This window comes from Cellulophaga sp., assembly GCF_039943695.1.
Lineage (GTDB): Bacteria > Bacteroidota > Bacteroidia > Flavobacteriales > Flavobacteriaceae > Cellulophaga.
On the sequence record NZ_JBDVAA010000188.1, the window covers coordinates 1 to 13,036 of the forward strand.

At 32.7% G+C, this 13,036-nt stretch carries 11 protein-coding genes; 8 read left to right on the forward strand and 3 right to left on the reverse strand.

Annotation, left to right across the window (positions count from 1 at the left end):
* Positions 1 to 2: 2 nt before the first annotated feature.
* Entirely contained in the window at positions 3 to 1,931 is a 1,929-nt protein-coding gene (nagB, locus tag ABJD66_RS13065; protein WP_348132352.1) for a glucosamine-6-phosphate deaminase, read from the forward strand.
* A 65-nt stretch (positions 1,932 to 1,996) separates the two neighbouring features.
* Here the strand turns inward: nagB and ABJD66_RS13070 are convergent, their stop codons facing one another.
* Together ABJD66_RS13070 and ABJD66_RS13075 are read right to left on the reverse strand one after the other, a co-directional pair.
* Positions 1,997 to 2,839, reverse strand: a complete 843-nt coding sequence (locus ABJD66_RS13070) for a universal stress protein (protein WP_348132354.1) — start codon at positions 2,837 to 2,839, stop codon at positions 1,997 to 1,999.
* A gap of 94 nt (positions 2,840 to 2,933) precedes the next feature.
* Complete coding sequence (locus ABJD66_RS13075) at positions 2,934 to 3,620, reverse strand: Crp/Fnr family transcriptional regulator (protein WP_348132357.1); 687 nt, start codon at positions 3,618 to 3,620, stop codon at positions 2,934 to 2,936.
* Between the two features lie 121 nt (positions 3,621 to 3,741).
* Between ABJD66_RS13075 and ABJD66_RS13080 the strand changes: the two genes are divergently transcribed.
* Entirely contained in the window at positions 3,742 to 6,117 is a 2,376-nt protein-coding gene (locus tag ABJD66_RS13080; protein ID WP_348132360.1) for a heavy metal translocating P-type ATPase metal-binding domain-containing protein, read from the forward strand.
* 68 nt (positions 6,118 to 6,185) lie between these two features.
* On the opposite strand, the gene ABJD66_RS13085 is transcribed toward ABJD66_RS13080, so the two are convergent.
* Positions 6,186 to 7,445, reverse strand: coding sequence for an alginate export family protein (locus ABJD66_RS13085; protein WP_348132363.1), 1,260 nt, complete (start codon positions 7,443 to 7,445; stop codon positions 6,186 to 6,188).
* Between the two features lie 184 nt (positions 7,446 to 7,629).
* On the opposite strand from ABJD66_RS13085, the gene ccoS reads away from it, so the two are divergent.
* From ccoS to ABJD66_RS13115, 6 genes are read left to right on the forward strand one after another with little or no spacing between them, the layout of a single operon-like run.
* Entirely contained in the window at positions 7,630 to 7,830 is a 201-nt protein-coding gene (gene ccoS, locus ABJD66_RS13090; protein ID WP_100893683.1) for a cbb3-type cytochrome oxidase assembly protein CcoS, read from the forward strand.
* Between the two features lie 3 nt (positions 7,831 to 7,833).
* Positions 7,834 to 10,032, forward strand: coding sequence for a cytochrome-c oxidase, cbb3-type subunit I (gene ccoN / locus ABJD66_RS13095; RefSeq protein ID WP_303540871.1), 2,199 nt, complete (start codon positions 7,834 to 7,836; stop codon positions 10,030 to 10,032).
* Positions 10,033 to 10,036: 4 nt separating this feature from the next.
* Entirely contained in the window at positions 10,037 to 10,231 is a 195-nt protein-coding gene (locus ABJD66_RS13100) for a CcoQ/FixQ family Cbb3-type cytochrome c oxidase assembly chaperone (RefSeq protein ID WP_077407023.1), read from the forward strand.
* A 4-nt stretch (positions 10,232 to 10,235) separates the two neighbouring features.
* Entirely contained in the window at positions 10,236 to 11,129 is an 894-nt protein-coding gene (locus tag ABJD66_RS13105) for a cbb3-type cytochrome c oxidase N-terminal domain-containing protein (RefSeq protein ID WP_348132368.1), read from the forward strand.
* Between the two features lie 31 nt (positions 11,130 to 11,160).
* The gene (gene ccoG, locus ABJD66_RS13110; protein ID WP_348132371.1) at positions 11,161 to 12,576 is read left to right on the forward strand and encodes a cytochrome c oxidase accessory protein CcoG; all 1,416 of its coding nucleotides are present in this window, start codon (positions 11,161 to 11,163) and stop codon (positions 12,574 to 12,576) included.
* An 11-nt stretch (positions 12,577 to 12,587) separates the two neighbouring features.
* Entirely contained in the window at positions 12,588 to 13,034 is a 447-nt protein-coding gene (locus ABJD66_RS13115; protein ID WP_100893679.1) for a FixH family protein, read from the forward strand.
* The last annotated feature ends 2 nt before the right edge of the window (positions 13,035 to 13,036 follow it).

Consider the following 13,036-nt stretch of genomic DNA (forward strand, 5'->3'; position numbering starts at 1 on the left):
GCATGTTAAAAAGTAATATTGATAAGGCTACAGGTTTTGAAAAAAGATTTGAAAATATAAATACGGTTGTTTTTAAAAACTCTACAAACGCATCAAAATCCGTAGCAAATGAAATTGCAAATTTAATTAGAGAAAAACAAAGAGAGAATAAAAGGTGTGTATTGGGTTTAGCTACAGGCTCTACGCCCAAAGGTTTATATGCAGAATTAGTGAGGCTACATAAAGAAGAGGGGCTAAGTTTTAACAACGTAGTTACATTTAATTTAGATGAGTATTACCCTATGGAGCCAGACTCTATACACAGCTACGTTAGGTTTATGAAAGAACTACTTTTAGACCAAGTAGATATTTTACCAGAAAATTATAATATTCCTGATGGTACTTTAACCAAAACAAACATCTCTAAATACTGTAGTGATTATGAATCTAAAATTGAAGCAGCTGGTGGTTTAGATCTACAAATTTTGGGTATAGGAGGTAATGGTCATATAGGGTTTAATGAGTCTGGGTCTTTGCAAAACTCTAAAACTAGATTAGTAGCATTAGATCATATTACTAGAGTTGCAGCAAGCAAAGATTTTGGAGGTTTAAGCAATACCCCAAGGACAGCAATAACATTAGGAGTTAAAAAAATAATGGAAGCCAAAAGAGTAATTCTAATGGCTTGGGGAGAGGGTAAGTCTAATATTATAGCTCAGTCTGTAGAAGGAGAAGTAACAAATAAAGTACCAGCGTCTTTTTTACAAGAACATAATAATGCTGTTTTTGTTTTAGATAAAGAAGCGGCTTCTAAACTAACAAGAGTAGATACTCCTTGGTTGGTAGAAAAAGTAGAGTGGACAGATAAACTTATACGTAAGGCAGTGTTAGGTTTAGCATTACGCTTAAATAAGCCAATTTTAATGCTTACAGATGCGGATTATATAGAAAATGGTATGAGCGATTTGTTAGCAGATGCTGGACCAGCTTACGACATCAATATAAAAATATTTAATAAGCTACAAAATACAATTACGGGTTGGCCAGGAGGTAAACCTAACGCAGATGACAGTAACAGGCCAGAACGTGCCACACCAGAAAAAAAACGAGTACTAATTTTTAGTCCACACCCAGATGATGATATTATTAGTATGGGTGGCACTTTTAAACGATTGGTAGAACAAGGTCATAAAGTACACGTAGCATATCAAACCTCTGGCAATATAGCAGTAGCAGATGATGAGGCTTTACGTTTTGCTAGTTTTGTATGCGATTATAATGAGAAATTTTCTATTGAAGACAAAAAGGCACAAGAGATTTTTGCTAAAGCTGCTAAGTTTTTAGCCAATAAAAAAGCTAGTGAAGTAGATATTAAAGAGGTACGTTACATAAAAGGTTTAATAAGAAAAGGAGAGGCAAGGGCTACGAGTCATTTTGTAGGCTTAAATGACGATCAAATTCATTTTATGAATCTTCCTTTTTATGAAACGGGAGCTATAGAAAAAAATCCTGTTGGTGAGGATGATGTACAATTAACAATGGATCTAATTGCGCAGATACAACCACATCAAATTTATGCAGCAGGAGATTTAGCAGATCCACACGGAACACATAAAGTATGTTTAGATGCTATTTTTGAAGCAGTAAAAAGATTAAAGTCAGAACCATATATGAGTAATTGTTGGGTTTGGTTATACAGAGGCGCTTGGCAAGAGTGGGGAATAGATGAAATAGAAATGGCTGTGCCAATGGGGCCAGATCAGGTATTAGAGAAAAGACGTGGTATTTTTAAACATCAATCTCAAAAAGATGGTGTAGTTTTTCAGGGAGCAGATAGCAGAGAGTTTTGGCAAAGAGCAGAAGATCGTAATAAGGAAACTGCAACTATTTATGATCAGTTGGGAATGGCTCGCTATGCAGCTATGGAAGCATTTGTTAGGTGGCGATTTTAATCAGAAATAACAATAATGAAAAAAGCGAAAGAAATATGTCTTTCGCTTTTTTTTATAGCTAATGGTTAGCTAGGTAAAACCAATAACGGAATTTTAGTATGATGGTCTGCTTGTTGTAAAACAGGTTCTTGTATTAATTCTTCTAAATAGCTACGGTTGTTATAAACCAAAGCCAAAGTATCTATTGCGTAATCTTTTATAAACTGACTTAGTATTTCTGATTTATTGGCGTAGAACGGTAGTAAGTGTAATTTTAGTTGTACAGATGCTAAACAGTTTTGAACAATTTTTAAATTTGATTTTTGAAAATCATCTAAAGTAGTATCAGTTTTTAAATGAAGAATGTGTACTGTTGAATTGTACATTTGTGCAATAAATAGTATTGCTTGTAAAGCTTCTGGACTTAAACTCCTTTTTAAATCTGTAGCTAAAACCAGTTGTTTTGGTTTTTTAAAATTATAATTGTTTGGTATAGCTAATACAGGACAATCTTTAATAGCATTTACAATTCTCATTGTATTTGCACCTACAAATACACGCTTAAAATTAGTTATGCCTTTTGTACCAGATATTACAAAATCTATATGTTCTTTTTTTATAATGTCTATAACTTCATGAGTTAGCAAATCAAAAGAAGAAATAGTACTGTAATTATGTAGCGGATTTTTGTGTTTTAGGTTTATATGTTCTATTGTTTTTTTTAAACCATTTTTAGATGCCGTTTCTGTATCCTTCTCTAAAACTAATGTCTTAGAGTTTTTTGCCATAAATCTGCTATGTGGTATGGCTGGCACGTAAGTATTTAATATATGAAAAGTGCAGCTTTCATTTTTAAAAAGCTCAAGAGCATAAGAAATTGCATTAGTTGCATTTTCTGAAAAATCTGTGGGTAAAAGTATATTTTTCATCAAACTATATTAAAATATCTGATGTAAAAATAGAAGTAGTTGTAACCGTAAACTATGACATTTATCAGTTTTAAAATAAGTGTGTAATAAAATATTATAAACCGCTTACAACGTTTTGTAGTTTGTCAAGGTTTGTAATGCGTATTTTTTTGCCAGAAGTTTCAATCATACCTTTCTTTTTAAATTCTGATATAATTCTAATAGTAGATTCTGTTGCAGTACCAACAACATTACTCATATCTTCTCTACTTAAACTTAGTAGTAAAAACCCATTTTCGTCTTCACCAAACTCGGTTTTTAAGTAAATAAAAGCTTCAGCAATACGTTGTTTTACTGTTTTCTGAGACATATTTACGATAACATCATCGGCCTCTCTTAAATCATTAGCCATATGACGTAGTACTTCAACAGCAAAATTAGGATTGGTATTTAATGTGTGTAAAATACTTTCTTTAGGAATAAAACAAAGGTCCATATCCTTAATGGCTACTGCGCTTAAATTTGCAGATTCTTCAGCAATAACAGAGCGTTGTCCCAATATTTCTCCTTTAGTGGCAAGTTTAATTATTTGGTCTTTACCGTTAGAGCTTAATTTAGATAGTTTAGAGACACCATCTCTAACACAAAAAACACCATCTAGTCTATCTCCTTCTTCAAAAATTGCATCACCTTTTTTAAAGGTTTTAGAAACTTTAGAGTCAGATACCTTTTTTAATTCATCCTTGCTCATAGCTCGTAATGAATTAAACTGACGAATAATACAATTTTCACACCTACCCATAATAATGTTTTTACCTAACAGAACAAATTTACGGTATCTACAATAAGCAAAACCTGACATTTGTCATATTTTAAAATACAGCTTTAATAGACCTTTGTTTTAAGCTTAATAAGTTGCAAATATGACTAAAGAAAAATGTTTTCATTGCGGAGATGACTGTGACACCTTACCCATTGTTTTTAAAGATAAGAATTTTTGTTGTAATGGATGTAAAACAGTCTTTGAGATTTTTGAATCTAACGATTTGTCATATTACTATGACCTGCAATCTGCAGCAGGTGCAACACCAAATGAGGTAGAGGGGAAATATAATTTTTTAGATACTCCAGAGATTTTAGAGAAGCTTATAGAGTTTAATGAAAAAACACACCAAATAGTAAATCTTTACATACCCCATATACATTGTAGCTCTTGTATTTGGGTGTTAGAAAACTTGAATAAATTACAAAAAGCAGTAAGTAGTTCTCAAGTAGATTTTCCTAAAAAAATGGTACGTATTGCATATAATCCAGATGAGTTAAGCTTAAAGCAATTGGTTATGTTATTGGCAAAAATAGGTTACGAGCCTTATATTTCTTTAGATGATTATGACAAAGGTAAAAAAAACGTAGACCGTAGTCTTACTTATAAATTAGGGGTTGCGGGCTTTGCTTTTGGTAATGTTATGTTTTTGTCTTTTCCAGAATATTTTGAGGTACAAGAGTTTTGGTTAGACCAATATAAAAATGTGTTTAGGTGGTTAATGTTTGCTTTTTCATTACCTGTTGTTTTTTATTCTGCACAAGACTATTTAATATCAGCATATAAAAGTATTTCTTCTAAAATATTAAATATAGATGTCCCAATTGCTTTAGGTGTTTTAGTGCTTTTTGTACGTAGTACGTTAGAAATTGCCTTTGACTGGGGAACTGGTTTTTTTGATAGCTTAACCGGATTAATATTTTTTCTACTATTGGGTAAATTTTTTCAGCAAAAAACATACTCATTTTTATCTTTTGAGCGCGATTATAAGTCGTACTTTCCAATTGCGGTAACTAGAATTTTATCTGGTGGAAAAGAAGAAACAGTACAGGTTTATGATATTAAGCAAGGAGACCGACTTTTAATTAGAAATGAAGAATTAATACCAGTAGATGGTATTGTGTTAAAAGGCAATGCACGTATAGATTATAGTTTTGTAACGGGTGAGTCTGAAGCTGTTAAAAAAGCAAGTGGAGATAAAATTTTAGCAGGTGGCAAGCAGTTGCAAGGCGCAATAGAAATGGAAGCTTTAAAGTCTGTATCGCAAAGTTATTTAACGCAACTGTGGGGAAATTCTGTTTTTTCTGAAGATAAAACAAGCAAGTTCCAAACCATTACAGATAAAATAAGTCAACGTTTTACAATAGCTGTTTTAAGTATTGCCTTTATAGCTACATTTATTTGGATGTTTATAGATAGTAGTAGAGCTATGAATGTATTTACTGCGGTTTTAATAATTGCGTGTCCTTGTGCAATTGCATTAGCGGCACCTTTTACATTAGGTAATATGTTACGCATTTTTGGGCGTAAAAAGTTTTATTTAAAAAATACGCAGACTATAGAGCAATTGGCACAGTTAACCACTGCTATTTTTGATAAAACAGGAACACTAACTACTGCTCAAAAGAGTACAGCAAGTTATGAGGGACTAGCGTTAAGCGCAAGTGAAGAATCGCTTTTGAAAAATACATTAAGAGCATCTAACCATCCTTTAAGTAGAACACTTTACAATTTATTAGCAGAGCAAGATATTTTAACTTTAGATGAATACCACGAGCACTTAGGAAAAGGTATAGTTGGTGTTTTAGAAGATGATAATATAAAAGTGGGTTCTGCAAATTTTGCAGGAAACGGGACTGTAAGTGGTCAAGAAAACACTGCGGTGTATATTAGTAGTAATGATGATTATAAAGGACGATATGTTTTTTCTAACCAATACAGAGATGGTGTGCCTAAGTTATTTTCTAAAATGCAAAAAACACTAGATTTAGGCGTTTTATCTGGAGACAATGAAGGTGAGAAAGAAAGGTTAGAAGCTTTATTACCTAAATTGACACCACTATATTTTAATCAGAAACCAGAAGATAAATTAGATTTTATTGAGAGTTTGCAAAAGCAAGGAAAAAAAGTACTTATGGTAGGTGATGGTTTAAATGATGCAGGTGCTTTAGCACAGAGTGATGTTGGCATTGCTATATCTGAAAATGTAAATGTATTTTCACCTGCGTGTGATGGTATTTTAGATGCATCAAAATTTAAACAACTATATCAATATATAAAAGCATCAAAAAGTGCAATGAAAATTATAAAACTTAGTTTTGGGTTTTCTTTATTATATAATTTAATTGGGTTGTATTTTGCTACAACAGGACAGTTAATGCCGGTAATAGCAGCTATTTTAATGCCTTTAAGTTCTATTAGTATTGTTTTATTTACTACTATAGCTACTAATTTGGTTGGTAAAAAACTGATATAAAAAAAGGAGCAACTTATAAAGTATATAGTTGCTCCTCTGTTCTTAAAATAGATTAAAAATTACTGTAATTAATTTTTGGTATAAGTTAAAAAATGTGGTTTAAAAGTTATCATTGCCCAAGCCCAATTGTTGGTCTTGGAGGCGTCTCCTCCTTTAATAATCTCCATAGAGTCAGAAGCAAACATTTGTGAGTAGCCAGCATTTATTAAAATACTTTTTGATGCCTTGTAACCTAAAGTAAGGTCTATTTCTGTACCTAAATAACTATCTTGTTCTATACCATTTGTATTTACAATAGTAGCTGCAGAACTAAAAAAGTGTGGCGCTAAATTAGCAGAGAATTTATTTTTAGAATAGTTAAGCTTAGCATTAATATCTACCAGGCCAACAGAATTGCTATGGTTGCCAACATAAAAATAGTCCATTATACCATTGTACCTATGGTTGGTGCCAAACCAAGGAGTAAAAGAGTTTAAGTTGCCATTTGTTTCATTCATATCTGTACCAGACATATACTCTGCGCCAAGACCAAGTAAAAATTCAGAATTTAAATTATAGCTAAAATTTGCACTTGCATTTAAAGCAGACAAATCTGTATTTTCAATTTTTCCTGTTTGGTAGTATACAGAAGCATCTGCACTCCATTTATTTTCATTTATAGCAGTTGTTAATCCTATAGTTTGGTTGTATGCTATTTCTTGTTCGTTATTATCATCAAAAGCAAAACCAGTATTTAAAAATAAAAAGCTTAATCCAACTTTGTTAAATTTGGTGTTGTACCATAAGTACTGAAAGTTTTTATAATTGTTTAACGTGTATTCTTCTTCAAAAATAGATTGTGAAGTCTCGTTTAAAGCAAAGCCAACATCTATTCTGTTATTAGCATCTGCCATAAATTTTATTTTAAAGGCATCGTGGCTACGCCCTTGTTGGTTCCAGTTAGCACCGCCAAAAATACGTTCCGCGTCGTAAGCAATTTCTTGTCTACCTAATTTAAAACTAAATTTCCCAGTGGTAACTTCTGCCCAAGCTTGTTGTAGTGTAATTCCGTTTTCATCTGTGGTAGCTAAAGTAGCTCTGTCTCCCCAAACTCTAACATTTTGTGCAGCTACAAAGGCATTAAACTCTTCGCTTTTATAAGCAAAATTTAGCCTTGTTCTTTGCGATACAAAAGAAGCAGGATCTACAGCATCAGAATTTAAAGTGCTATAGCCATTTCTGTATTCAAATCGGGGTTTTAACTCTCCACTTAAATCAAATTGTTGTGCGTTAGCTTGCTGTATAAAAATTAGTAATCCAATAAAAAATGTATTTTTCAATAACTTCATTATAGTTCTCTTTTTTTAAATGATTTTTCAAATATACTAGCTTTTAAATGATGGGCACATTTACACTGTAACCTTAACAGTTTTTAGAGTGCATATATTTTTTCTGTATTTCTGTAAAGTATGATATATATCATATTCTATAAAATGCATTGCCGTTACTTTTGTCTTATAAATTCAGGTAGGTATGAGTGTAATTTATGTGTTGCTAACTATAAGTATTGTAGTAGCGCTGTTTTTCTTTGTAGCATTTATAGTATCGGTAAAGAGTGGTCAGTATGATGATTCTTATACACCGTCTGTACGTATGCTTTTTGAAGATGAACTAGTAAAAAAGAGCTCTAAAACTCTAGAGAATAAAAAAATCGAACAAACTAAGATGAATTAAATTATGGAAGTACAACAGTTTTATTACGATAACAAAATCGTAAAGAAATTTCTCTACGCTACAATATTTTGGGGTATTGTAGGTATGTCAGTGGGTCTGTTATTGGCCTTTATGTTTCTTTTTCCAAATTTAACCGATGGTATTTCATGGTTAAGTTTTGGTAGGTTAAGACCACTACACACAAATGCAGTAATTTTTGCCTTTGTAGGTAATGCTATTTTTGCGGGAGTATATTACTCTACGCAGCGTTTGTTAAAGGCACGTATGTTTAGTGATGGGTTAAGTAATTTTAACTTTTGGGGTTGGCAAGCTATAATTGTTGCTGCAGCTATAACTTTACCATTAGGGTATAGTACATCTAAAGAGTATGCAGAACTAGAGTGGCCAATAGATATTGCTATTGCAGTAGTTTGGGTAGCTTTTGGTTGGAACCTTATTGGTACAATGCTACGTAGAAGACAAAGACACTTATATGTTGCAATTTGGTTTTACTTGGCAACATTTGTTACTGTAGCTGTATTACATATTTTTAACAGTTTGGAATTGCCAGTAAGCGGATTAAAAAGTTATTCTGTTTATGCCGGTGTGCAAGATGCCTTAGTGCAATGGTGGTACGGACACAATGCTGTTGCATTTTTCTTAACAACACCTTTTTTGGGCTTAATGTATTATTTTGTTCCTAAAGCAGCAAACAGGCCTGTGTATTCTTACAGGTTGTCTATTGTACACTTTTGGTCTTTAATATTTATATATATCTGGGCAGGACCACACCATTTATTGTACTCTTCTTTACCAGATTGGGCACAAAATCTAGGTGTAGCGTTTTCTATTATGTTACTTGCTCCTTCATGGGGAGGTATGATAAACGGACTTTTGACCTTGCGTGGGGCTTGGGATAAAGTACGTACAGACCCTACACTTAAATTTATGGTAGTAGCTATTACTGGTTACGGTATGGCAACTTTTGAAGGTCCTATGTTGTCATTGAAAAATGTAAATGCAATTGCGCATTTTAGTGACTGGATTATTGCGCACGTACATGTTGGTGCTTTAGCTTGGAACGGATTTTTAACTTTTGGTATGATCTACTGGTTGGTACCAAAAATGTTTAAAACAAAATTACACTCTACAGGTTTAGCTAATGCACATTTCTGGATTGGTACTTTGGGTATTATTTTATATGCATTACCAATGTATGTAGCAGGTTTTACACAAGCTTTAATGTGGGAGGATTTTAACCCAGATGGTACGTTGGTTTACGGTAACTTTTTAGAAACTGTAAAAGAAATTATACCAATGTATTGGATGCGTGCAATTGGTGGTAGTATGTACATATTAGGTGCATTTATTATGTTATTTAACGTGTTTAAAACAGTGAGTTCTGGACAAAAAGTAGAGGATGAGTTAGCAGAAGCTGCTCCACTTACCAGAGTATCTAAAAAAAGAACAAAAGGAGAAACATACCACTCTTGGTTAGAGCGCAAACCAGTACAGTTAACAATATTGGCAACTGTAGCTATTTTAATTGGTGGTATAGTACAAATTATACCAACTATTTTGGTAAAATCTAATATACCAACCATAACTAGTGTAAAACCATATACACCTTTAGAGTTAGAGGGTAGAGATTTATATATAAGAGAAGGTTGTGTGGGCTGTCACTCACAAATGGTACGTCCGTTTAGAGGAGAGGTAGAGCGTTATGGCGAGTATGCTAAAGCAGGAGAATTTGTATATGATCATCCATTTTTATGGGGTAGTAAGCGTACTGGTCCAGATTTGTTAAGAGTAGGAGGTAAATACTCAGACAATTGGCACTTAAACCATATGTATGATCCGCAAAGTACCTCATCTGGTTCTATAATGCCAGCTTACCAATGGCTTGTTCGTAATGAGCACGATAGAAGTAATATTAAAGCTAAAATGGAAGCAATGGTAACCCTTGGAGTACCATATACAGAAGAAGATATTGCTAACGCAGAAAAATCTATGGATGTACAGGCTACTAAAATTGAGAAAAACTTGTATTCAGATCCAGATTTTGCAAAAAGTTATGAAGCAGATAAAAAATATGCTAAAAATAACGGCGAACCTTTTGTAGAAATGAGAGACAGAGAAATAGTATCTCTAATAGCTTACTTACAGCGTTTAGGTACAGATATTAAAATAAAAAACTCAGAAGAAACAACCGCTAAAAAATAAAATTATGCTAAAGTTTATAAAAGGTCATATGGAGAGTATGGAAGGTATAGCAACCTATCCTATGATATCGCTACTTATATTTTTTGTGTTTTTCACCATACTTTTCTGGTGGGTGTTTACAGCAACAAAAGAGCATATTAAAGAGGTAAGTAATATACCTCTAGAAGATGATGATAAAACCAACCTAACAAAAGAATAATACTATGAAAAATATGACACCTTGGTGGATAAGGATACCTCTAGTTTTCTTTATCGTTTTTGGATTGATGGAATACTTTATAGACTCTGGTGACCAACCAGCGTTTATTGCTTACCCAATTGTTTTAGGTTTTTTAGTACTAGTATTATTAATCTTAATAGCATCAGAAGTAATTGTTAGGTCTATAGAGAATGTAATGTTTCAGACCTTACCAGAAGAAGCAAAACAGAAGTATTTACAAGATGATACTAAAAAGTTTGAGTGGAAATGGGGTAAAAGAGTATATGCTAAACTATTAGGTTCTAAACCTATGGAAGAAGAGCATGAAATAATTTTAGATCATAATTATGATGGTATACAAGAGTTAGATAATAATTTACCACCTTGGTGGGTGTACCTTTTTTATGCAGGTATCATATTTGGTGTGGTGTATTTAGCAAGGTTTCATGTGTTTAATGATTATGACCAAGCTTTAGAATATGAGCAAGATGTTGCTGCTGCCAAAATAGAAATAGAAGAATACAAAAAAACAGCTAAAGGCTTAGTGGATGTTAATACTGTAGAGGTGCTAACAGATGCTGCAGATATTAAGGCAGGTAAAAAAATATACGAAACCAGTTGTGTTGCTTGTCATATTATAGATGGTGGTGGTGGTATAGGGCCTAACCTTACAGATGAATATTGGCTTTTAGGCGGTGGTATAAAAAATGTTTTTAACACTATATCAGAAGGTGGTAGAGACGGTAAAGGTATGGTTGCTTGGAAACAAATATTAAAACCTTTAGAGCGTGCACAAGTAGCAAGTTATGTTTTAACATTACAAGGTACAACACCAGCTAGTCCTAAAGAACCGCAAGGAGATATCTGGAAACCAGAACCAACAGAAGAGAGTAAATAAAGGAGTATTATTACTAGTAAAAATAACAAAAATGGCTGCAGATGAAAAGTTTAGGGATTCTATTGGTACAATAGATACTGACGGTAAAAGAGCTTGGGTTTTTCCTAAAAAACCTAGTGGTAAATTTTACAATTATCGCAAATTAGTTAGTTACTCATTACTGTTATTTTTGCTAGTATCTCCTTTTATAAAAATAAATGGCAACCAGTTTATATTATTTAATGTTGTAGATCGTCGTTTTAATATATTTGGTTTTCCTTTTTGGCCGCAAGATTTTCATTTGGTAGTAATATCAATGATTATTGGCGTTGTTTTTATAGCCTTATTTACAGTTGCTTTTGGGCGTATTTTTTGTGGTTGGATGTGTCCACAAACCATATTCTTAGAAATGGTTTTCCGTAGAATAGAATATTGGATAGAGGGTGACCGTGGTGCACAAATGCGTTTAGATAAGCAAAAGTGGGATGCTGTTAAAATTAGAAAAAGAGTAACCAAATGGGTTATCTTTTTTATCATTTCATTTATTATAGCTAATGTGTTTTTAGCATATTTAATTAGTAGTGATACTTTAATAAAATATATTACAGACGGACCATTTTTGCATACCAGCACAATGATTTCATTGTTGATTTTTACAGCTGTTTTTTATTTTGTTTTTGCTTGGTTTAGAGAGCAAGTTTGTATTATAGCTTGTCCATATGGGCGTATGCAAGGTGTACTTTTAGATAATAAATCTATTGTAGTTGCCTATGATCATAAAAGAGGAGAAGGAGAAAAAGGTAGAAAAAAGTTTAGAAAAAACGAAGACCGTTCTGCACTTGGTCACGGAGATTGTATAGACTGTGCACAATGTGTAAATGTTTGCCCAACTGGTATAGATATTAGAAATGGTACACAACTAGAGTGTGTTAATTGTACTGCTTGTATAGATGAGTGCGATACTATTATGGAAAAAGTAAACTTGCCAAAAGGTCTAATTAGGTATGCAAGTGAAGATAATATAGAGAAAAAGGCTAAGTTTAAGTTTACACCTAGACTTAAAGGTTATACTGCTGTATTGGTTATTTTAATAGGGTTGCTTATAGGAATGTTGTTTTTAAGAAACGATTTAGAAGCAAATATTTTAAGACTTCCAGGTCAGTTATACGAGCATAAAGAAGGGAATATAATTAGTAATGTATATACTTTTAAATTAGTAAACAAAACAACAGAAGATGTAGATGATGTTAGCTTTAAGTTGCTTTCTCACAAAGGAACTATAAAGCTGGTTACAAATAAAAACTTTAAAGTACCAGCGCAAGAACTAGCAGAAGGTACATTGTTTATAGAGATAAATAATGCGGCTTTAAATGGCGATAAAGACAAGCTAAAAATTGGTGTGTACAGCAAAGGAGAACTAGTAGAAACTACTACAGCTCGCTTTTTAGCACCAAGAAGCTATAAATAAAAAAATAAATTATGAAAATAAATTGGGGAACAGGAGTTGTACTAGCATTTATAGGCTTCATTAGCTTTATATTATATTTTGTTGTTAGAATGAATTCTGAAAACAGAGCTAAACATGATTTGGTTACAGAGGAGTATTATAAGGCAGAGCTAGGTTATCAAAAAGAGATTAATGATGTTACTAATGCATATAAACTAACTCATAAACTAACTATAGAACAAACGGAAGACGGACTACTAATTAATTTTCCTAAAGACCAAGAGTCTCAAAAAATAACAGGCAAAGTGTCCCTATACAGACCATCTAATAAGCAATTGGATTTTAGCTTACCCATAAGTTTATCCAAAACACATTTGCTCATACCTGACAAACGTTTGTTAGATGGTCGATGGGACATTAAAATTGCTTGGCAGTATAACAAAGAAGAATATTTACATAAACAAAGTATAACGTATTAAGT

Coding starts and splice junctions, on each gene's coding strand:
- nagB (WP_348132352.1), top strand. CDS start 3: ATGTTAAAAAGTAATATTGATAAGGCTACAGGTTTTGAAAAAAGATTT.
- ABJD66_RS13070 (WP_348132354.1), bottom strand. CDS start 2,839: ATGAAAAATATACTTTTACCCACAGATTTTTCAGAAAATGCAACTAAT.
- ABJD66_RS13075 (WP_348132357.1), bottom strand. CDS start 3,620: ATGGGTAGGTGTGAAAATTGTATTATTCGTCAGTTTAATTCATTACGA.
- ABJD66_RS13080 (WP_348132360.1), top strand. CDS start 3,742: ATGACTAAAGAAAAATGTTTTCATTGCGGAGATGACTGTGACACCTTA.
- ABJD66_RS13085 (WP_348132363.1), bottom strand. CDS start 7,445: ATGAAGTTATTGAAAAATACATTTTTTATTGGATTACTAATTTTTATA.
- ccoS (WP_100893683.1), top strand. CDS start 7,630: ATGAGTGTAATTTATGTGTTGCTAACTATAAGTATTGTAGTAGCGCTG.
- ccoN (WP_303540871.1), top strand. CDS start 7,834: ATGGAAGTACAACAGTTTTATTACGATAACAAAATCGTAAAGAAATTT.
- ABJD66_RS13100 (WP_077407023.1), top strand. CDS start 10,037: ATGCTAAAGTTTATAAAAGGTCATATGGAGAGTATGGAAGGTATAGCA.
- ABJD66_RS13105 (WP_348132368.1), top strand. CDS start 10,236: ATGAAAAATATGACACCTTGGTGGATAAGGATACCTCTAGTTTTCTTT.
- ccoG (WP_348132371.1), top strand. CDS start 11,161: ATGGCTGCAGATGAAAAGTTTAGGGATTCTATTGGTACAATAGATACT.
- ABJD66_RS13115 (WP_100893679.1), top strand. CDS start 12,588: ATGAAAATAAATTGGGGAACAGGAGTTGTACTAGCATTTATAGGCTTC.